Source organism: Mesorhizobium loti, assembly GCF_003148495.1.
GTDB classification, from domain to species: domain Bacteria; phylum Pseudomonadota; class Alphaproteobacteria; order Rhizobiales; family Rhizobiaceae; genus Mesorhizobium; species Mesorhizobium loti.
Map to the genome: position 1 here is coordinate 1105461 of NZ_QGGH01000001.1, position 18692 is coordinate 1124152.

The following is an 18692-nucleotide window of genomic DNA, read 5'->3' on the forward strand; positions in this document are numbered from 1 at the left end:
GGCGCGAACGCCTGCCTTTCGATGCGGATGAACTTTGGCGCCTTATGCGGCTGCTGCAACATCGCGGCTGGCTGCCACCACGGCATCGACCTTGGCGGTCGCCTTGGCGAGCGCTGCGGTCACCGCGTCAGGGCCCATGCCGACGCCTTCGATGCGGATGACGTCGACATCGGTCATGCCGAGGAAGCCGAGCACGCCGCGCAGGTAGGGAATGGCGTGATCGAACTGTACGGCAGCGCCTTCCGAATAGATGCCGCCGGAAGCCAGCACGATATAGACCTTCTTGCCGGTGACGAGGCCCTTGGGGCCGTTCTCGCCATAGGCAAAGCTCTTGCCGGAACGGGCGATGTGATCGACCCAGGACTTCAGCGTCGAAGAGATGTTGAAGTTGATGAAGCCGGTGGCGAGGATCACCGTATCAGCGGCGAACAGTTCGTCGAGCGCGACGTCGGAGACGCCGACGACTTCAGCCTGGCGGGGCGTGCGGGCTTCGACAGGCGTGTAGATGCCGCTGGCATAATCGGCGTCGATATGCGGCAGCGGGTTGGCGACGAGGTCGCGCACGACAAGCGTGTTCGACGGGTCGGCGGCAAGCAGCTTCTCGGCGAATTCGGTGGCGATGCGGGTTGAGTGCGAGGCAGCGCCGCGCGGGCTCGACGTTACAAGAAGAATGGACATAGCGGGTCTCTCCAGTGGAATTGAATTGTCCCGCCACATATGGGGCTATCGACCCATTCGATAAACTGGTATATTTTCTATACGATCCATCAACAAAATAGATACAGCAATGCAGCCGAACCCGACGCTCGACCAACTTCAGATATTTGTGACGGTCGCTGAAGCCGGCAGTTTCTCGGCCGCCGGCCGCAAGCTCAACCGGGCGCAGTCCGTTATCAGCTATGGCATCGCCAATCTCGAGGCGCAGCTTGGACTGAAGCTGTTCGAGCGCGAGGGCACGCGCGAGCCGCAACTGACCGAGATCGGCCGGGCGATGCTGGAGGACGCGCGGCGCATGGTCGGCGTGCTGCAGCGCATGCGCTCGCGGGTCGATGGCCACCATCACGGGCTGGAGGCGGAAGTGGCGCTGTCGGTCGATGCGTCGCTGCCTTCGCCGGTGCTGGTGCGGGTGCTGAAGGCATTCGAGGCGCAGTTTCCGACAGTGATGCTGCGCCTGCATATCGGCTCGCTCGGCCTTATCCCGGATCACGTCGTCAACGGACAGGCCGATCTCGGCATTGGCGGCTTGCTGGGCGAGGTCGACGTGCATCTTGTGCGCATCGGCTTCATGTCGATCGTGCTGGCTGCCGCGCCCAGCCATCCGCTGGCGCTGCTGCCGAAGCCGGTGGCGCTCGAGGATGCGCGTGAACACACCCAGCTCGTCGTCACCGACCAGTCCGAGCGTACCAAGGGACGCGACTTCGGTGTCTTCGCCTACCGCACCTGGCGGCTGACGGATGTGCGCACCAAGCATATTCTGATGCGCGAGGGGCTGGGCTGGGGCGGGCTGCCGCGCTGGCTGATATCAGACGATCTGGCGAGCGGCCGGCTGGTGGAAATCGACCTCGAGTCCTTCAGGGAGGTGAGTTCGCCCCTGTTTGCGATGCATCGCAACGACCGCAGCCCGAAGCCAGCGGCGGCCTGGCTGATCGACCAATTCAAGCGCCAACTCGGCTGCTTCAACGAGTTCGAGCCGGGCGAGGTGCCTGAAGAGGAGCTGGAGACAGCCCATCGATCAGCGCCATGAGAACAGTGCGATAATCCTGCGCTGAGGCGCCGGCCTCGATCGCCAGGGCGGCGCGGTCGAAGGCTGCGCCGAGCAGCGCGGTCAGCGCTTCCGCCGGCAATCTCGTCATCGCCTGCGCCCGCATTGCCGCGACCAGCCCTTCGCGCAGCGAGCGGTTGCCGTGGCGGTTGTCGATCGCGTCCATTGCGGGGCGTCCAAGCACGGCCGGGCCATCGAGCAGCAACAGCCGCGTGCGGCCGGGTGCGCGCATGGCGGCGAGATAGGCATCTGAGCCGGCAATCAGTGCTTCGCGCGCATCGAGCGAGGGCGGCGAGGCGCGCTCGATCTCTTCGGCGACCGCTGCCGCCTCCTGCTCGACCACGGCTGCAAACAGCGCCTGCTTGTCGGCAAAATGGTGATAGAGCGCACCGCGCGTCACGCCGGCGGCGGCAGCGATCTCCGGCGTGCCGGTCTCGGCATAGGATTTTTCCGTAAACAGCTTTCGTGCCGCGGCAATCAGGTCGGCGCGCGTCGCTTCGGTGCGGTCGCGGTTGGAACGGCGTGTGGTTTCCTGTTGCATACATGCAGCCTGTATGTTAATTCAATCTACATGCAGACTGTATGTTAATTGACGGGAGAAGGAAAGATGAAGACCACGAGCTACTACCCGGTGCTGATGACGGGCGACGTCGCCGGCACGACGGCGTTCTATGTCGAGCATTTCGGTTTCCAGCCGCTGTTTACGAGCGACTGGTATGTGCATCTGCAATCGGTGGACAACAAACGCGTCAATCTGGGCATCGTCCAGGGCGACCATGAGACTATCCCGGAAGAGGGGCGGGGCCGCACCTCGGGCCTGCTGATCAATTTCGAGGTTCGCGACCCGGACGCGGTCTATAAGCGTGTCGTCGCTGCCGGCTTGCCGATCCTGCGTTCGCTGCGCGACGAGCCCTTCGGCCAGCGCCATTTCATCACCAAAGACCCCAATGGCGTGCTGATCGACGTCATCAAGCCGATCCCGCCGAGCGAGGCGTTTCTGGCGCAGTATGCAGAGGGAGCGGCGGGAGCCTGAGCGCCCGCCTCAGCCAGCCCTTGCCACCGGCGTCACCGTCACCTGGCTGACGCCGGTGCGGCGCACGACGGTGCACAGCGTCTCGCGGCCGATGCGTTCGGCGTCGAGCATGCGCACGAGGTCGTCGACGCCGGTGACAGGACGGCCGTCGATGGCGGCGATGATGTCGCCTTCCTTCAGGCCGGCCTTGGCCGCCGGGCCATCCTTCTCGACGCTGCGCAGCCGCACTGCGGTGCTGGTCGAGACCTGCGATAACAAGGCCGCGCGGCGCGGCAGATTGGTGGTGTCGGCCGAGACGCCGATGAAGGCGCGGCGCACGCGGCCGAAGCGGATGATCTCCGAAATGACGAAGTTGGCGGTGTTGGAGGCGACCGCGAAAGCGATGCCTTGCGCGCCGTGGATCATGGCGGTGTTGACGCCAATGACCTCGCCCGCCGACGACACCAGCGGCCCGCCGGAATTGCCGGGGTTGAGCGCCGCGTCGGTCTGGATGACGTCGTCGATCAGCCGGCCGGTGGAGGCGCGCATAGAGCGGCCAAGCGCCGAGACGACGCCAGAGGTGACGGTCCATTCGAAGCCGAGCGGATTGCCGATGGCAATGGCGATCTGGCCGCGCCGCAGCCGCTTGGAATCGCCCAGCGGCGCGACGTCGGCAAAGCTGCCATCGGCGCGCACCAGCGCGATGTCGGTGTCGGGGTCGCGGCCCAGCACGCGGCCTTCGCTGGACGACCCGTCCGGCATCGAGACGCGCACTGTCCTGGCGTCGCCGACGACATGGAAATTGGTGACGACCAGCCCGTCCGGCGCGATGACGAAGCCGGAACCATGGCCGCCCTGACCGCCGACGCGCTCGATGCGGCAGACGGCCGGGCCGATGCGGTCGACGGCGTCTGCAACGGTCGTCGAATAGGCGTCGAGCAACGTGTCATCAGTTTGGAATTTGGTGGCGGCGAGGGCCATGATCAGGCTCCCTGTTTTCAGGCGAAAGGATGACTATATGTGCGGAGCGGGCCGAACCGTCGCGACCTGACCAGATGGCCAGTCAAACCAGCAACTAGCCGTCAGGCGAGTACCTCCGGGCGCGCTGTCGAGCGATATCTGGGGCATGGATGAACCCAGGAGATATTCATGAGCGACTTCAATCTGAATGCATTTTCCGACGCCATCGCCGATCTCGCGGCACAAGCGGCTCCGGCAACGGCGAGTTTCGCCACGCATCATCACCGCACGGCAAGCGCCTTTCACTGGCGTGACGGCTATTTCGTCACCGCCGAAGAGGCCGTCGAGGCCGGCGAGGAGATCGAGCTGGTGCTGGCCTCGGGCGAGACCGTGAAGGCCGAACTGATCGGCCGCGATCCGTCGACCGGCGTTGCCCTGCTGAAGCCGGCGGGGGCCGTCAGCGCCGTGCCGTTGGCCATGGCCGATGCAGTGCGGCCGGGCAACATCGCCATCGCCATCGGCAACAGCCAGGGCTCGGCTCTGGCCGTGTCGGGTTCGGTCGGCGAAGTCGGTCCGGCCTGGCGCTCGATGCGCGGCGGCACCATCGACCGGCGCATCAATCTTGCCGTCGGCGCCGGCGGCCGTTTCGAAGGCGGTCCGGTGCTCGATGCCAAGGGCGCACTGATCGGCATGCTGTTGTTCGGACCGCGCCACCGGGCGCTGGTCATGCCTTACGAGACGATCGAGCGGGCGGTCGCGACCCTGCGTGAGAAAGGCCATGTCGCGCGCGGTTATCTCGGCGCCGGCCTGCATCCGGTACGCGATCGCGATGCGCAGGGCGCGATGGTGATGAGCCTCGACGACGATGGTCCCGCCAAGGCCGCCGGTCTCTCACTTGGCGACATCATCATGGCGTGGAACGGCGAGGCCGTGCATGGTCCGCGCGACCTGATCCGCAGGCTTGGACCCGACAGCGCCGGCGCTTCGGTGACGCTGGGCGTGGTGCGCGGCGGCGAACAGCGCGATGTCGCGCTGACAATCGGCGAAAAGCCGCTGAGCTGAGGTGATCGATGGACACGCTCACCAGCGACCGGATCATGCATGACGGTGCCGTCTCGCGGCGGCTGGTGGTGCTGATTGCGCTTGGCGATGCGGAGCGCGCCGAGCGCCTGGCTACCTCGCTTGCCGCCAGCGATGACCTGCTGCCGGTCGTGGCCGGCAGAGCCGATGTCGCCATCGTTGACGACCGGAGCGGTGAGGCGGTGCCGGCCGCCATTCCAAGGGTGCTGCTGTCGGGACGCGGCGACGAGCGGCCCACCGGTGAGGTGTTGGCCGTCATGGCGGCGGGCGCGGACGATTTGTTGATCGCCGCAGCAGTGCGGCTGGCTGCGGCCGGCTATCGCGTATCGAACGATGGCAGAAGCGGGCGCCATGAGCATTTCCATGCCGGTGATGGCGAGCCGTTCGAGGAGGAAACCCCCGACGAGCATGCTGTCCGGCCTTCGCTGTCGCCGCGCGAAGCGGAAGTGCTGGCGCTGCTGGCTGAGGGCGCTCCCAACAAGGTGATCGCGCGGCGCCTCAACATCTCCGTGCACACGGCGAAGTTCCACGTCGCCGCAATCCTGATCAAGCTCGGTGCGGCCAACCGCACCGACGCGATCGCCATTGCGATGCGGCAGGGGTTGGTGCTGGTTTAGGAACGACGTGTCCGGCAGTTTTTGGCGATCATTGGAAGAGTCAGCGCCGCCCCTCATCCGCCTGCCAGCACCTTCTCCCCGTATAGTGACGGGGAGAAGGGAGATAGCCGCGCCGCTGGCGCTTGCTCTGCAATATTGATGATTGGCGAAATCATCGGCACAGCCTCTTTCTCCCCGTCACTATACGGGGAGAAATGCCCGGCAGGGCAATGAGGGGCGGCGCGACGCTGAGGTTGAGATATGCATCATCTGGTCGGGATCCCGAGTTCGTCGTAGCCGAGTATCTCGTCCTCCGTCATCGGGTGGTCTCTCACAGGTATCTGGCCTGCTTGCTCTGAAATTTCCATAAGCCTCACGATCAGGTCAGACTCGTTTTGCTGAGAAGTCAGGTTTTCGCGAGCAATTTCGTTTTCGAGGCTCTGCCGGATCGCTTCCGTCACGGACACGCCACGGCTCATGGCGAGTTCTCGGGCCAGCCGCTCCACTTCGACATTCTTAATCAACAAAGCCATTTGGTGATCTGCCATCCGGTGTGGGAATTATATGCCAAATCGGTTGTGACGCCACGTCGTTTGCAGCCGGCAAGACACGGGACCCTCCGCAACGTCACCATAGCTTCCGCCTCAAGCTCTTGTATCCGGCAGCGCCACAGGCAAGGATTGCGCAACGAGATAAAGCCATTGGAGGGAAAAATGTCGCTCAAGGGAAAGACGCTGTTCATCTCCGGCGGGTCGCGCGGCATCGGGCTGGCGATCGCGCTGCGTGCGGCACGCGACGGCGCCAATGTGACGATCGCCGCCAAGACCGCCGAGCCGCATCCGAAGCTGCCGGGCACGATCTATACGGCGGCCGAAGAGATCGAGCAGGCCGGCGGCAAGGCGCTGCCCGTGCTGTGCGACATCCGTGAGGAGGCACAGGTGGCCGAGGCGGTCGCCAGGACCGTGGAAAAGTTCGGCGGCATCGACATCTGCGTCAACAATGCCAGCGCCATCCAGCTCACCGGCACGCTGGAAACCGACATGAAGCGCTACGACCTGATGCATCAGATCAACACGCGCGGCACCTTCCTGGTATCCAAAATGTGTATCCCGCACCTGAAGTTGGCTGCAAATCCTCACATCCTGAATCTGGCGCCGCCGCTCGACATGAAGGCCAAGTGGTTCAAGAACCACGTCGCCTACACCATGGCCAAGTTCGGCATGTCGATGTGCACGCTGGGCATGAGCGCCGAGTTCGCCAAGGACGGCATCGCGGTCAATTCGCTGTGGCCGATTTCGACCATCGATACGGCGGCGGTGCGCAATCTGCTCGGCGGCGCGACGGTGGCGGCGATGAGCCGATTGCCCGACATCATGGCCGATGCCGCGCACGCCATCTTCATGCGGCGGGCGCGCGAGGCATCAGGCAATTTCTACATCGACGAGGAGGTTCTGCGCGCCGAGGGCGTCAGCGACTTTTCGGTCTATGCGCCTGATGCGACCGGGCCTTTGGCCGGCGATTTTTTTGTCCCCGATGAGGTGTTTGCGCGGACGGACAGCAAGATCAAGAATATCTACTGACGAGGATCGAGCCGCCGGCGGTTTGTTTCGATAAGTAGGTCGAAGTCGAACAGCTCCGGCTCGCCGATTCATCGCCCTCGTCGATTGCCTGACGAAGTCGATCGAGCCTTGAAAGATCGTCCTCTTCCATTGGTGTTACGCCTCGTCCTTCTTGCCTTTGCTCAGACCCATCAGCCGGTCGATATAGGCGAGCATGAGGGCCGAGACGACGAAGGCGAGGTGGATGATGGTCAGCCACATCAACTGGTCGGTCGTGTAGGACGACGAGTTCAGGAACACCTGCAGCAGGTGGATCGACGAGATGGCGACGATGGTCGAGGCGACCTTGACCTTCAGCGAGCCGACATCGATCGTGCCCAGCCAGTGCACGCCGCCGTCCTAGTCGTCAAAGCGGCTGACGAAGTTCTCGTAGCCCGAGATGATGACCATCACCACCAGCGAGGCAACCAGGGCGGCATCGATCAGCCCGAGCATCTTCAGGATGGTGTCGGTGTCGCCGAGCGTGAAGGCCACGGTGACGAACTCGTAGAGCTTCTTGCCGAAGGACAGCGCATAGATGGCCAGTGCCACGCCCAGCCCGAGATAGAAGACGACGAGCAGCCAGCGCGAGGCGAGAATGATCGATTCGATGGCGAGTTCGAGACGCTTCATGAAGTGGTTCCGGTTGGTTCTCAGTCGGGCCGTATCTCCTTCAGGTCGCCACTGTTTGCAAGACAAAAAACCCCGCCGGAGAGGGTCCGGCGGGGCTCAATGCGTCCCGCTGGAGTCGGGACGGGGCAGGGAACGCCCAGCCCTGAATCTGGGGTAGGTGCGCCGTCGATTCAATGAGCCCGGTTGCATACCGGTACAATTCTTGTTGAACCCGGCACGTCGATCCATCCCCGGCAGGGCCGGGGATGGATGCTTCTCGCGCCGATTCCACAAACCAGGTCATGGTTTTGAAAACATGACCTAATTGTTGCTGGCCACAGGCGCCACCAGCGAGGTGATGCGGCGGATGGCGACGCGCCGGTTCTCGCGGTTGGGCGCCGCGGTGTTGACCTTCAGATACTCCTCGCCATAGCCCTGCGTGGTCAGGTTCTCCGGTGGGATGCCGAAGGCGTTGGTCAGCGCTTCCGCCACCGCTTCCGCGCGGCGATCGGACAGAGCGAGGTTCGCTTCCGGTGTGCCGACCGCATCGGTGTGGCCTTCGATCAAGAAGGTCTCGGCCGGGTTCTTCTTCAACAGTTTCTCCATGGCGCTGGCTACGCCCTCGAGCTTCTGCACCTCGGTGTCGGAGATCGAGGCCGAGCCGAATTCGAAGTTGAGCGTGTCGAGATCGACGCGCCGTGCAATATCGCGCACGCGGGCCGAGCGCTTGACCTCGTCGATCGAATAGAGGCGCTGCACCTTCTCCACCGGCGGCTGTTCGAGGAAGTCGTAGTAATCGTCCGGGCTCGAGACATCCTCGGAATCGAGGATGTACTCCCGGCGCGGGATGGTCAGACGCATTGGCGGCAGGTCGTCGCCGGGATCGCGCCAGTCGCCTTCATCCTGATAGTCCTGCTCGTCGACATAGCTCAGCACATATTCGCGCCCATCAGGCGTGATGCGCGAACGCTGGATGACGTCGCCGTAGCGGTTGCGGATGGTGACGATCTGGACGCCATTGCCGCGCTCTACCGTCTCGCGTGTGCGGCCTTGCGGCAGATCCTCGTAGTAGACGTCCTTGGCGCCGCGGTTCATGCGCGGACCGTCATTGCTCTGGACGATCGTCTGGCCGCCGAGCTGGATGATGACGCGGTCGCCGATCTCCTTGAGCACGTCGACGCCCTTGGGACGGCGGCGGTCGCGGATGTTCTCGTCGGGCGCGCGATCGAGGCGCTTGCCTTTTTCCTCAGTCACCGGAATCATCTTCTCGGGCTTGATCTCCTGCTGTGCGGCCTTGTCGTCGGTCGGGGGCGGGCCCTGGTCGACGGGAGCGACCACCGGCTTCTGGCCCTGATCGCCGCCTTGCTGGGCGTTCTGCCCGCCATTCTGCTGCCCGCCATTCTGCTGAGTGTTCTTGTCGCCATGCTTCCGGCCGCCGCCCTTGCGCTCGGCATCCTTCTGGCTGTCCAGGATGGGGGCAGCGTTGGGATTGGCAGGGGCTTCGCCCTGCACAGGGTTTTCGCCCTGGACTGGTGCTGCCGCCTCGCCATTGGCCGGTTGCTTGCCGGTGGCTGGCTGTTCGCCGGTCGCCGGCTTTTCGCCATTGGCGGGTTGTTCGCCGGTGACGGGCTTCTCGCCATTGGCAGGTTGCTCACCGGTGGTCGGCTGCTCGCCGGCCGGTTTCCTGCCATGCTTCTTGGTCTTGTCCTGGGGCTGCTCGCCCTGGGCCGCAGGCTGTTCGCCGGCAGGGGCCGTCGCCTCTCCAGCGGGAGCTTCCTTCGGCGTCGGGGCGACTTGAGGTTCGGCCTGCTGGTCCTGCTTCTTCTTGCGCGGCTTGGCCTGCTCGGCGGGCTGATTGTCGTTGGCCGGTTCTGCCTGGCCTGCCGGCGCCTGCTCGGTCTGCTGCTGCTGATCGCGCTTCTTCCTGCGCGGCTGCTGTTCCTCGGCGGGTGCGGCCTGTTGAGCCGGCGCCTGCTCGGTCTGCTGCTGCTGATCACGCTTCTTCCTGCGCGGCTGCTGTTCCTCGGCGGGCGCGGCCTGTTGGGCCGGCGCCTGCTCGGTCTGCTGCTGCTGATCGCGCTTCTTCCTGCGCGGCTGCTGTTCCTCGGCGGGTGCGGCCTGTTCGGCTGGCACCTGCTCGGTCTGCTGCTGCTGATCGCGCTTCTTCCTGCGTGGCTGCTGCTCCTCGGCGGGCTGCGCGCTCTGGGCAGGCGCTGCCTGCTGCTCAGGCTCGGCCTTCTTCCTGCGCTCGGGCTTCTGTTCGGGTTCCGCCTGCTGCTTCTGCGCGCAGGCCTCGGCCGATTCGCCCTCGGCGCACGCTGCTTGCGCCAAAATGAATGGGGCTGACGTGCGCTGGGCGGGGCCAAACGCGGCACCTCCCTGAAGCGGGAACGCGCCCAACGGCGCGGATGCCATCAGCAGGCCAAGTGCGGTGCCGGCCAGAATCCGTGGTTGGCGTTTCATCGAAAATTCTCCTTGTGGGGTCCCATCCTTGCCGAAACCGATCTTGCGCCGATTGGTTCCGGTTTGGCGTGAATAGAGGCCGTGCAGGGCGATTGGCCGACCTTTTGAAGGCAACTTCGTGTCATTCCCCTGGCGATCGCCGAATTCCGACCATTGCCGCGCTTGACCTTACCGGCGGCTGGGGCCACATGCCGGGAATGGAAACGCCATTCTGGAAAACCAAGACGCTTGAGGCGATGAGCCCGGCCGAGTGGGAGTCGCTCTGCGACGGATGCGGCAAATGCTGCCTGTCGAAGCTCGAGGACGAGGACACCGGCGAGATCTACTGGACCAGCGTCGGCTGCCGGCTGTTCGACGCCGAGACCTGCCGCTGTTCGGACTACGCCAACCGGCTGGCGCGTGTTCCCGACTGCGTCGGGCTGACGCCGCAGAACGTGCGAACCATCAGCTGGCTGCCCAGCACCTGCGCCTACCGGCTAGTGGCCGAGGGCCGCGACCTCTACTGGTGGCACCGGCTGGTGTCGGGCAGTGCGGAGACCGTGCATGAAGCCGGTATCTCGATGCGCGGCCGAGTCAAGGCGAGCGAAACCGATCTTGCCGAGCCGGAAGACTATTTTGACTACATGCTGGACGACGAACCCTAAGGCTCGCGCCGGGACGAGGAGCCAGGGCTCGCGTTAGAGAACGACGAACTGCTGGGGTTCGCGCCGGGGGCGCCTGATCCTTGGCCCGCTGGTAGGGAACAGGGTCTGTGTCGGGCGTTTGGCGTTCACCGCAGGCTGCGGACGATGGCGAATAGCCGGAATTTCCCTTTTCTCGCCACATGAACCGAAGATGAACAGCAGGTTCGTAAAGAGTTCAGACAGGCAAGTGCATTCTCCCCCCATCGGTTCACGAGGACGGGCGAAAGCCCAAAAAAGGAGAGAAGACGATGTTCAACACGATCAAGACGGCAGCCCTTTCGGCCCTGGTCGGTCTCGGCACGCTGACGGCTATCCCCGCTCACGCCGACAGCCTCTATCTCGGCTTCGGCAACAACAACGACCCGCGCTTCGGCGTCTATGCCGGCGATGATGGCTATCGCCATCGCCGTGACGAGCGTCGCGACGGCTGGCGCCGTGGCTGTTCGCCGGACCGCGCCCTCGACAAGGCCGAACGCATGGGCCTCTATCGTGCCCGCATCGTCGACGTCAACCGCCGCACGGTCAAGGTGATGGGCCGCCAGGACGGCGACCGCGTCGTGATCGTGTTCGCCAACGAGCGCGGTTGCCCGGTTATCTATCGCTGAGGCTGAGGCTGAGGCTGAGGCTGAGGCTGAGGCTGAGGGTGAGGGCCGGTCAGAAGACACGACCTCTGCGAGCCTCAGCCTGGAGACAGGACCTTCTGCGAAGGTCGACGCGGCATGATCCTCTGCGAGGATCAGCCGGGACTAGCCGAGCCCCTTTCCAGTTGAAGGGTGTGGCTCGAAAAAACCCCGCGGGAGCAATCCCGCGGGGTTTTTCATGCTCGCTATCGACTGGTGATTGCATCCGTGGCTGGGCAAGGCTCAGCCACGGATCGTCAGAGCTGCTTATTTCAGTTCGAAGGTGACGGTGACCTGCACATTGTAGGAATTCTCGCCGGCCTGCACCGGAGCCGCAGCACCCGCCGCGGCGTCGAAAGCCTTGGCGTTGATCGGCATTGGCGTCGGCGCGATGTTCTGATCAGTGATCTCAAGCACACGGCCGAGGCTGACGCCTGCGGCCTCGGCCAGCGTCTTGGCCTTGGCCATGGCGTTGGCGACCGCCTTCTTGCGCGCCTCGGTGACCGTGGCCGCCGGGTTGTCATTGGTGAAGGCGATGCCGCCGCCCTGGTTGACGCCGAGCGACACCGCCTTGTCGAGGATTTCGCCGGTCTTGTCGACATCGCGCACCCGCACCGAAAGCGTGTTGGTCACCTGATAGGCGACGAGTTCGGCTTCCTGGCTGCCGTCCGGCTTGTTGGTGTAGTTGTAGCGCGGGTTGATCTGGATGCCGGCGGTCTGCAGGTCGCGGTCTTTGATGCCGGCCGACTTCATCGCTGCGATCACGGCGGCCATGGCGTCATTGTTGGCGTCGAGCGCCGCGCGCGCGGTCTTGGCCTCGCGCATGACGCTCAGCGTCAGGACCGCTAGATCAGGGGCTACGGTTGCTTCGCCTTCGCCTGACACGATAATGCGGGGCGGCGTCGGCAAATCGGTGGCTCCAGCCATCGCCGGAAAAGCGATTGCAGCGGCGAGCGCGAGAGGCAAAAGGTGTCTGGTCATGAAAATCTCCTTGGTCTGCGATCAAGTCGCAGAGGTCGCCTAGAGCGCGATTATGGGTTGATTTGGGCGATCTCCGAAAGCCTGTCGGGAAAGCCTTGTGCCGCGACGGGAAAAACATTAATCCAGCCCGCGTGGGGCCTGTAGCTCAATGGTTAGAGCCGGCGGCTCATAACCGCTTGGTTGGGGGTTCGAGTCCCTCCGGGCCCACCAGAATTAACCTATAACTATTTGACTTTATTTTATTTTTTCTAAGATGCCCACAACGTGGACTCGAACCCCCTTCCGTCGCCAACCGCTCCTTGGCGGGAAGCGGCATCTTTGGGACCAGGTGCACGACATGCCTACAGGCTGTTAGCGTCGACCGAGGCAATCATGTCGAAGGGTGGGACCGTATCCTTAGAAAGCGCAGACAGCCAATGACCGCAAATGGCGCATAGTTGCCGTCGCTGTCATGGCTGCAGTCCTCGACATTGATAAAGCATCTTGGTCAAGGCGTGAGCCGGACACCGCTTACTGGAAATATGGTGTTACAGTTGGTCCAGAGGCTACGGTTGCCCCGCCTCGAACGGATGGACGCTTCGACAAAGCGAACGTAGTCCAAAGCTTTGTGGAGGTAAGACTTGCGACGCACTCCCTTGGAGTCCCTCACAGCGGAGGCGAAGCAAGGCATAGAGCGCCCACATATCTGCCGCGATCTCTAATGTCCTCGTGTGTGAAATTCAGACGTGCAAAACATGGCCTCACCGGAAATGCGGCCCACCAAAGGCGCCACAAGCAGGACATGTCATTCCATCGGCCGTTTCTTGTCCGAACGGGCGACAAAATAGAGCACCGTGATCGCGGCAAACACCAGAATGTTGATGATCGACGAAAGCGCGTAGAGTTCGGGCTTGACGCCGTAGCGCAGTGCGCCCCAGGCGACCGATGGCATAGTAGGGGTTGCGCCGAGCAAATAGAACGAGATGTCTAGGCCATTGAGCGACAGCACGAAGGCTACGATCAGGCTGCCCAATATGCCCGACCAAGTCAGCGGTAGCATCACCTCGTAGAAGGCGCGTGCCGGCGAAGCGCCACAGACCACAGCTGCCTCGTTCATGCGCCAATCATAGCGGTAGAGCAGGGCTGCCATGATCAGGAAACAGAACGAGAAGCAATGCACCGAATTGGCGATTATGGCGGTGACCATGTTGCCCTGCAGTTCGAAGACCAGATAGTAGAGCGACATGGACGAGATGCCGAGCAGTATCTCGGATACGAACAATGGTCCCGCAAAGAAGGCCGCGTAGAGGAGGGCTTTACGCCCGCCGAACCGCAACACCCCTACCGTTGCCAGGAAGCCTAGGACTGTCGAGAGGATCGATGTACAGGTCGCGATGATCAAGCTGTTCAGGAATGCGTCCTGGTATACAGTATTGGTGTAGAGCCTGATGTAGCTCCCATAGTCGAACTCCGGAGGATAGGGAAAATTCGGCCGACTCGACAGCGAGGCGAACAGGATGTGGATGATCGGCATGTAGAGGAACGCATAGGCTATCACCAGGATCGCGCCCATCAGCCATTTCGTCAGCCTTTCATTGCTTGCCTGTGCATACATCACTGTCGTCCCATTCCGGTGAAACCTGTGCGGCGCAGGTCGATTCCGAGGCTGAAGACACCGAGCACCAGCATCGAAAACAAGAAGAGCACGACACCCATGGCGGCGCCGAGCGCCCATGTGCCGGACTCACCAAACTGCTGCGCGATCGACATGCCGTAAAGAACGCCATTAGGACCGCCGAGAAAGCGAGGCGCCAGCGCGGCCGACAGCGTCGGGATGAAGCAGAGGAGGAACCCGACGATTGTACCCGACAGATTGAGTGGCCAGACGATCTCTGAAAATATCCGGAAACGGTTAGCACCACAGGCGCTCGCCGCGCTCGCCAGCCGAAAGTCGAAATTCAAGAGCGACAAATACACTGTCGTTACCACCATAGGCAGGTAGAGATAGACCAATGCGATGAAGGTGGCCGAATTCGAATACATGATAAAACGCAGCGGTGCGGCCCCTAGCTTCAGAAGCACCCCGTTGACCAAGCCAGTCGGCCCCAGCATGCCCTGCAAGGCGATAAGGCGCAGCACTTCGCCAGAGAGGAACGGCACGGCAAGCAACAGCGAAAGGATCAGCTTGTAGCGACCCCCGTGACGCACGATGAAGAAGGCGATCGGCCAGGAGACGACGACCGAGAATACTGAAACGAAGATCGCCATGAACAGCGAACGTATGAAGAAAATGAAATAAGCTGGCTCGGTCGCGAGCGTCACATAGTTCATCGCCGTCCATTCTCGGACGATTTTGTAGTTCTCGGTTTGCCAGAAGCTCAAAACGACCAGTGCGATCAAAGGCAAGACGAAGAAGATGACCAGGAAGACGGTTGGTATGTGCAGGAACAGGCGCCTGTTAAGCCTATTTTCGGCCTCGGACATCATTCACCTCCCTGCCGGAAATACGTGGCACTGTGAGGGGTTCCACGACAACGAAAGCTTGGTTCCGAGTGCCAGAGGTTCCTCTCTCTTGGGCTGCACCGCGATAATGCGCTCGTCGGCCTCGGTTTCGAGGATGTATTCCACGAAGGGTCCTCTCAGCACCACGTCGGCGACAGTGCAGGGAATGCCGGCACTCCCTGATCTTGATGGCAGCAGTTCGAAGCGCTCGTTCTTGACGAAGACCTCGACGCGGGCGTTGCCCTTGCGCTCGGCAACCTCCTCATAAGGGAAAGAATAGTTATAACGCTGCAGATCGACCTTCTTGGAGGCTGCATCGAACGCCCCATCAAAGCGTGTCGACTTGCCAACGAAGCGCGCGACGAAAGGCGTCGGCGGATGGTCGTAGATCAACTGTCGTTCACCGAGGGCTTCGAGCTTGCCACCGTTGATCACGGCGACGCGATCGCTCATTGACAGCGCTTCCTCCTGATTGTGGGTCACATAGACGAAAGGGATTCCGAGTTGCTTTTGATAGCGGCGGATTTCCACTTCCATTTCGTTGCGCAATTCACGGTCGAGATTGGCGAGCGGCTCATCGAGCAGCAAGAGGGTGGGGTGGGTGACCAATCCACGGCCGAGCGCGACGCGCTGCTGCTGGCCGCCGGAAAGTTGATTTGGGTACCTGTCCATCAGCCCGTTAAGCGACAATATTGCCTCGGCCCAGTCCAGGCGCTCGAGGATCATCTGCGGCGGCTGGTTGGTCATCCGCAGTGGGAAGGCCAAATTTTCGCGAACGGTGCGGTGCGGAAACAACAGGAATTCCTGAAACACCATCCCGATGCCGCGTTTGTGCGGCGGCAGGTCTGTGACGTCGACGCCGTCAAAAAAAATGCGTCCTGCGGTGGGCCGGTCAAGTCCCGCAATCAGCCTGAGCAGCGTGCTCTTGCCCGAGCCGCTGGGGCCAAGAATGGCGATGAACTCGTGTTTGTCGATATCGATGCTGAGATCGTGCAGCGCGCGGACCTGGCCGTATTGACGCGAAATATTGGCAATCCGGATGTAGGGGGCCTCGGCGCCGTTTTGGCTCTGATTCATGTTGGATCACCTGACATTGAGGGCCGTGGTCCCTCCGACGGGGCAACGCCCTGCCGGAGGGTAGCGTCATTGCTTGGGAGAATGACGGACGATTAGGCTGCCTGCACGTTCGACCACACGCGTTCCCATTTCTCGGGAGAGGATGGCTGATCAAACATGAAAAGATCCGCGATCTCGCTCGACCGATCCATCAGATAGACTTTACGCTCTTCCTCGGTCGAGATTCCTCTTAGATCGATTGTGGTCGAGCAGCCGGCCACCTCGCCGATCCGCTTCATGATCTCAGATGAGATCATTCTGTCGATGAATTTGTTGCACAGGTCGAGCTTGGGGCCATCCTCGACACCGGACGTTACAAGCCAAGTGTCGACCCAGCCCAATCCCCCTTCCTTCATCTTAAGCGTATGGCGGAAATCCTGTTTCGGGTTACGGTCTTTGGCCGTCAGAAGCTGACGGAATACTTGCGCGAATTCGGTCGCCGCCACGACGGCGCCACTCTGCAAAAGCTGGAACAACGTCGGGTTGTCCTGATAGCGGGTCAGAAGCAGCGCCTTCTGTTCGATCAGCAATTTCTTAACACCGTCAAGTTCCTCATCGGTCAGGACATATGGGTTGAAAGGCTTTCCATCCGGGCGAGGTTTTTCGCGCGAGCCCAACCGGTCCGTCACCAACAATGCCGCCAGGGCGATGTTTTCCTCGAAACGCGCGCTAGTGGACAGTTGGCCTGACAGGGCGGGATCGAACATGCATTCAATCGTACCCGTCTTCTCCGGCGCGACGACTGCCGCGTTGTACGTGATCCCATAGGCGCCCCAGCAGAACGGATAGCCGATCTTGCTGCCGGATGCCGGGTCGGTCAGCACCTTGAACTTCTCGGCATGGAATTCCGGAAGGTAGTTTGCCGCGCTCGGCACGTGAGCGTAGTCGACACTGCGGATCAGTCCGTCTCGAAAATAGAGCTGCGGCCAGAAGCCATCGGCCTGGACCAAATCGAATTCCTTGGCACCGCCGACGCGCAGCTTGTTATAGGCTTCGGAATTGCCGTCGAAGAAAGTGGCGACAAACTTGACGTTGTTCTCTTCCTCGAACTTCGAAACGACATCGGGAAGTACATAGGCCTCCCACATCAGCGCCCGCACCGTCTGTGTCTGCGCCCAGGCGGGCCGGATGAACGGCATGCATAGCGCAGCGCCTGCACCGGCGGCTAGGACGGAGCGTCTGCTAATCTTTTTTTCCTGCATAGTGATCCCCTTTTCGATGTTAGTATCTGCGTACTAATTTTCATGGTCTGTGGTATACGTTGAGGCTGGTCTGATCCTCCTGATCGTTCCGGCTTGTGTTGACGGTTAAGCGATTCCATCGGCCTCGATCGAGCCGAGCACATCGTCGAGCACGTCGAGTGCGTGCGACATGTCTTCATGCGTGCAGTCCAGCGGCGGCTTCACCTTGATCAGGTTGCCGAGGCCGGCATAGCGGCTTTCGCCAAAGAGCACGCCCTTCTCGAGACCGCGCCGGTATACTTCCGAGGCGGCCTTTGTGGCTGGCTCTTTGCTGACCCGGTCTTTGACCAGTTCGAGCGAGACGAACAGGCCAGGGCCGCGGATATCGCCAATCAGCTTGCGGCGATCCGCCATTTCGTGGAGCCGCTGTGTTGCAAAGGCGCCGTGGTCGCGTGCCTTGCCGCACAGATCGTCGGCGATGATCGCGTCGATCGTGGCGACGGCCGCCGCCATCGCGACCGGAAACTGACCGAAGGTCAGCGCGTCCTCGCCCGACTCGAAACCGGTCAGCCGCTCGCTCGCCAAGATGCCGGCCAACGGGAAACCTCCGCTGATACCCTTGCCGAAGGTCATGATGTCGGGAACGATGCCGAAATAGTCGGCCGCGAACATTGCACCCGTGCGGCCGAAGCAACTCTGGATCTCGTCCCAGATCAGGATGATGTCGTTCCGGTCGCAAATGTCGCGCACGCCTCTCAGGAACGACAGCGGCAGATCGATGTGGCCGCCATTGCCGGGAATTGGCTCCATCATGATGGCGACGACACCACCATCGACGCCCTTGTGGATCGTCTCTTCCAGCAGTCGCAGACAGAGCTTTGATTCCATCTCGACATCCATACCCAGCCGCGGACGATAGGGATCGGGATGCGGCACACGGGTAAAGCGCGGCTGGATCGGCAGGAAAGGGTTGTTTGGATGCGGCCAGCTGGCCGCCATCGTGGTCAGCGAACGGCCATGATAGGCGTCCTGCAGCACGATGATATTGTGGCGACCAGGCTTGTTCTTGAACGCAAGCTTCATGGCCATTTCGACGGCCAGGCTGCCGTGCAGGCAGTAGCCGATGCGATTCAGGTCGCCGGGCGAGATCTCGCGCAGCTTGGCGGTGAGCTTGAGCAGTGGGATCGTGTTGAAGTTCGGCCGGGCGTGGGTGATTTCGCGCAACTGGGCGATCGCCGCTTCCACCACACGTGGATCATTGGCGCCGAGATTGTTCGACCACGCCTGGGAGGTGCAGTCGAGATATTGGCGGCCTTGGTCGTCCCAGACATACGAGCCTTTGGCGCGCACCAGCGTAATCTTTGCTTCGTCGCCCCCCAATGGATCGTGGATCAGCGACTGCTTACCCTGTTCCAGAATGTTTCTAGAATGAGACGTGTCTGTCTGGCTGATATTCATGGCTCACCTCAACCTATTGGGATGTGGCTGATTATCGGCGTGGACCGCTTGACAACAAGGACGAATAGCTGAACGATTAATTCGTGACG

Annotated in this window: 18 protein-coding genes, 1 tRNA gene and 1 pseudogene; 8 read left to right on the forward strand and 12 right to left on the reverse strand. The window is 62.1% G+C overall.

Annotation, left to right across the window (positions count from 1 at the left end; genetic code table 11):
* Nucleotides 1–42 precede the first annotated feature (42 nt).
* Nucleotides 43–678 carry an FMN-dependent NADH-azoreductase gene (locus C8D77_RS05575; RefSeq protein ID WP_109660051.1) on the reverse strand — a complete coding sequence of 212 codons (636 nt, stop codon included), beginning with the start codon at nucleotides 676–678 and terminating at the stop codon, nucleotides 43–45.
* A gap of 109 nt (nucleotides 679–787) precedes the next feature.
* Here C8D77_RS05575 and C8D77_RS05580 point away from each other — a divergent pair, with 109 nt between their 5' ends.
* The gene (locus tag C8D77_RS05580) at nucleotides 788–1744 is read left to right on the forward strand and encodes a LysR family transcriptional regulator (RefSeq protein WP_109660053.1); all 957 of its coding nucleotides are present in this window, start codon (nucleotides 788–790) and stop codon (nucleotides 1742–1744) included.
* On the opposite strand, the gene C8D77_RS05585 is transcribed toward C8D77_RS05580, so the two are convergent.
* Nucleotides 1677–2303 carry a TetR/AcrR family transcriptional regulator gene (locus C8D77_RS05585; protein ID WP_109660055.1) on the reverse strand — a complete coding sequence of 209 codons (627 nt, stop codon included), beginning with the start codon at nucleotides 2301–2303 and terminating at the stop codon, nucleotides 1677–1679. The genes C8D77_RS05580 and C8D77_RS05585 overlap by 68 nt on opposite strands.
* Nucleotides 2304–2369: 66 nt before the next feature.
* Between C8D77_RS05585 and C8D77_RS05590 the strand changes: the two genes are divergently transcribed.
* On the forward strand, nucleotides 2370–2795 hold the full coding sequence (locus C8D77_RS05590) for a VOC family protein (protein WP_109660058.1): 426 nt from the start codon (nucleotides 2370–2372) through the stop codon (nucleotides 2793–2795).
* Nucleotides 2796–2804: 9 nt separating this feature from the next.
* On the opposite strand, the gene C8D77_RS05595 is transcribed toward C8D77_RS05590, so the two are convergent.
* Nucleotides 2805–3755, reverse strand: coding sequence for a S1C family serine protease (locus C8D77_RS05595; RefSeq protein ID WP_109660060.1), 951 nt, complete (start codon nucleotides 3753–3755; stop codon nucleotides 2805–2807).
* A gap of 168 nt (nucleotides 3756–3923) precedes the next feature.
* Between C8D77_RS05595 and C8D77_RS05600 the strand changes: the two genes are divergently transcribed.
* Nucleotides 3924–4796, forward strand: a complete 873-nt coding sequence (locus C8D77_RS05600; RefSeq protein WP_109660063.1) for a S1C family serine protease — start codon at nucleotides 3924–3926, stop codon at nucleotides 4794–4796.
* 8 nt (nucleotides 4797–4804) lie between these two features.
* Entirely contained in the window at nucleotides 4805–5431 is a 627-nt protein-coding gene (locus C8D77_RS05605) for a helix-turn-helix transcriptional regulator (protein ID WP_109660065.1), read from the forward strand.
* 245 nt (nucleotides 5432–5676) lie between these two features.
* Here the strand turns inward: C8D77_RS05605 and C8D77_RS05615 are convergent, their stop codons facing one another.
* The gene (locus tag C8D77_RS05615) at nucleotides 5677–5943 is read right to left on the reverse strand and encodes a type II toxin-antitoxin system VapB family antitoxin (protein WP_170136671.1); all 267 of its coding nucleotides are present in this window, start codon (nucleotides 5941–5943) and stop codon (nucleotides 5677–5679) included.
* 180 nt (nucleotides 5944–6123) lie between these two features.
* On the opposite strand from C8D77_RS05615, the gene C8D77_RS05620 reads away from it, so the two are divergent.
* A complete protein-coding gene (locus C8D77_RS05620) occupies nucleotides 6124–6990 on the forward strand; it encodes an SDR family oxidoreductase (protein ID WP_109660069.1) in 867 nt (288 codons plus the stop codon).
* A 135-nt stretch (nucleotides 6991–7125) separates the two neighbouring features.
* On the opposite strand, the pseudogene C8D77_RS05625 reads toward C8D77_RS05620, so the two are convergent.
* A pseudogene (locus tag C8D77_RS05625) lies at nucleotides 7126–7641 on the reverse strand (TIGR00645 family protein).
* 300 nt (nucleotides 7642–7941) lie between these two features.
* A complete protein-coding gene (locus tag C8D77_RS05630; protein WP_109661307.1) occupies nucleotides 7942–10083 on the reverse strand; it encodes an OmpA family protein in 2142 nt (713 codons plus the stop codon).
* Between the two features lie 197 nt (nucleotides 10084–10280).
* Here C8D77_RS05630 and C8D77_RS05635 point away from each other — a divergent pair, with 197 nt between their 5' ends.
* Both C8D77_RS05635 and C8D77_RS05640 read left to right on the forward strand, forming a co-directional pair.
* A complete protein-coding gene (locus tag C8D77_RS05635) occupies nucleotides 10281–10727 on the forward strand; it encodes a YcgN family cysteine cluster protein (protein WP_109660071.1) in 447 nt (148 codons plus the stop codon).
* A gap of 287 nt (nucleotides 10728–11014) precedes the next feature.
* A complete protein-coding gene (locus C8D77_RS05640; protein WP_109660073.1) occupies nucleotides 11015–11371 on the forward strand; it encodes a hypothetical protein in 357 nt (118 codons plus the stop codon).
* Nucleotides 11372–11653: 282 nt separating this feature from the next.
* Here the strand turns inward: C8D77_RS05640 and C8D77_RS05645 are convergent, their stop codons facing one another.
* Nucleotides 11654–12367 (reverse strand): SIMPL domain-containing protein, encoded by a 714-nt coding sequence (locus C8D77_RS05645; protein WP_109660075.1) that lies wholly within the window; start codon nucleotides 12365–12367, stop codon nucleotides 11654–11656.
* Nucleotides 12368–12501: 134 nt separating this feature from the next.
* Between C8D77_RS05645 and C8D77_RS05650 the strand changes: the two genes are divergently transcribed.
* Nucleotides 12502–12577, forward strand: a tRNA-Ile gene (locus C8D77_RS05650).
* Nucleotides 12578–13151: 574 nt separating this feature from the next.
* Here C8D77_RS05650 and C8D77_RS05655 read toward each other — a convergent pair.
* The 5 genes from C8D77_RS05655 to C8D77_RS05675 all read right to left on the reverse strand — a co-directional run bounded on the left by C8D77_RS05655 (nucleotide 13152) and on the right by C8D77_RS05675 (nucleotide 18603).
* Nucleotides 13152–13961 (reverse strand): ABC transporter permease, encoded by an 810-nt coding sequence (locus C8D77_RS05655; protein WP_245951644.1) that lies wholly within the window; start codon nucleotides 13959–13961, stop codon nucleotides 13152–13154.
* Complete coding sequence (locus C8D77_RS05660; protein WP_109661311.1) at nucleotides 13961–14830, reverse strand: ABC transporter permease; 870 nt, start codon at nucleotides 14828–14830, stop codon at nucleotides 13961–13963. The genes C8D77_RS05655 and C8D77_RS05660 overlap by 1 nt, the downstream gene beginning before the upstream one ends.
* A gap of 3 nt (nucleotides 14831–14833) precedes the next feature.
* Nucleotides 14834–15925 carry an ABC transporter ATP-binding protein gene (locus C8D77_RS05665; protein ID WP_109660077.1) on the reverse strand — a complete coding sequence of 364 codons (1092 nt, stop codon included), beginning with the start codon at nucleotides 15923–15925 and terminating at the stop codon, nucleotides 14834–14836.
* Between the two features lie 92 nt (nucleotides 15926–16017).
* Nucleotides 16018–17166: an ABC transporter substrate-binding protein gene (locus tag C8D77_RS05670; RefSeq protein WP_109660079.1), complete on the reverse strand. Its 1149-nt coding sequence runs from the start codon at nucleotides 17164–17166 to the stop codon at nucleotides 16018–16020.
* A 105-nt stretch (nucleotides 17167–17271) separates the two neighbouring features.
* Nucleotides 17272–18603: an aspartate aminotransferase family protein gene (locus C8D77_RS05675; protein ID WP_109660081.1), complete on the reverse strand. Its 1332-nt coding sequence runs from the start codon at nucleotides 18601–18603 to the stop codon at nucleotides 17272–17274.
* Nucleotides 18604–18692: the final 89 nt, after the last annotated feature.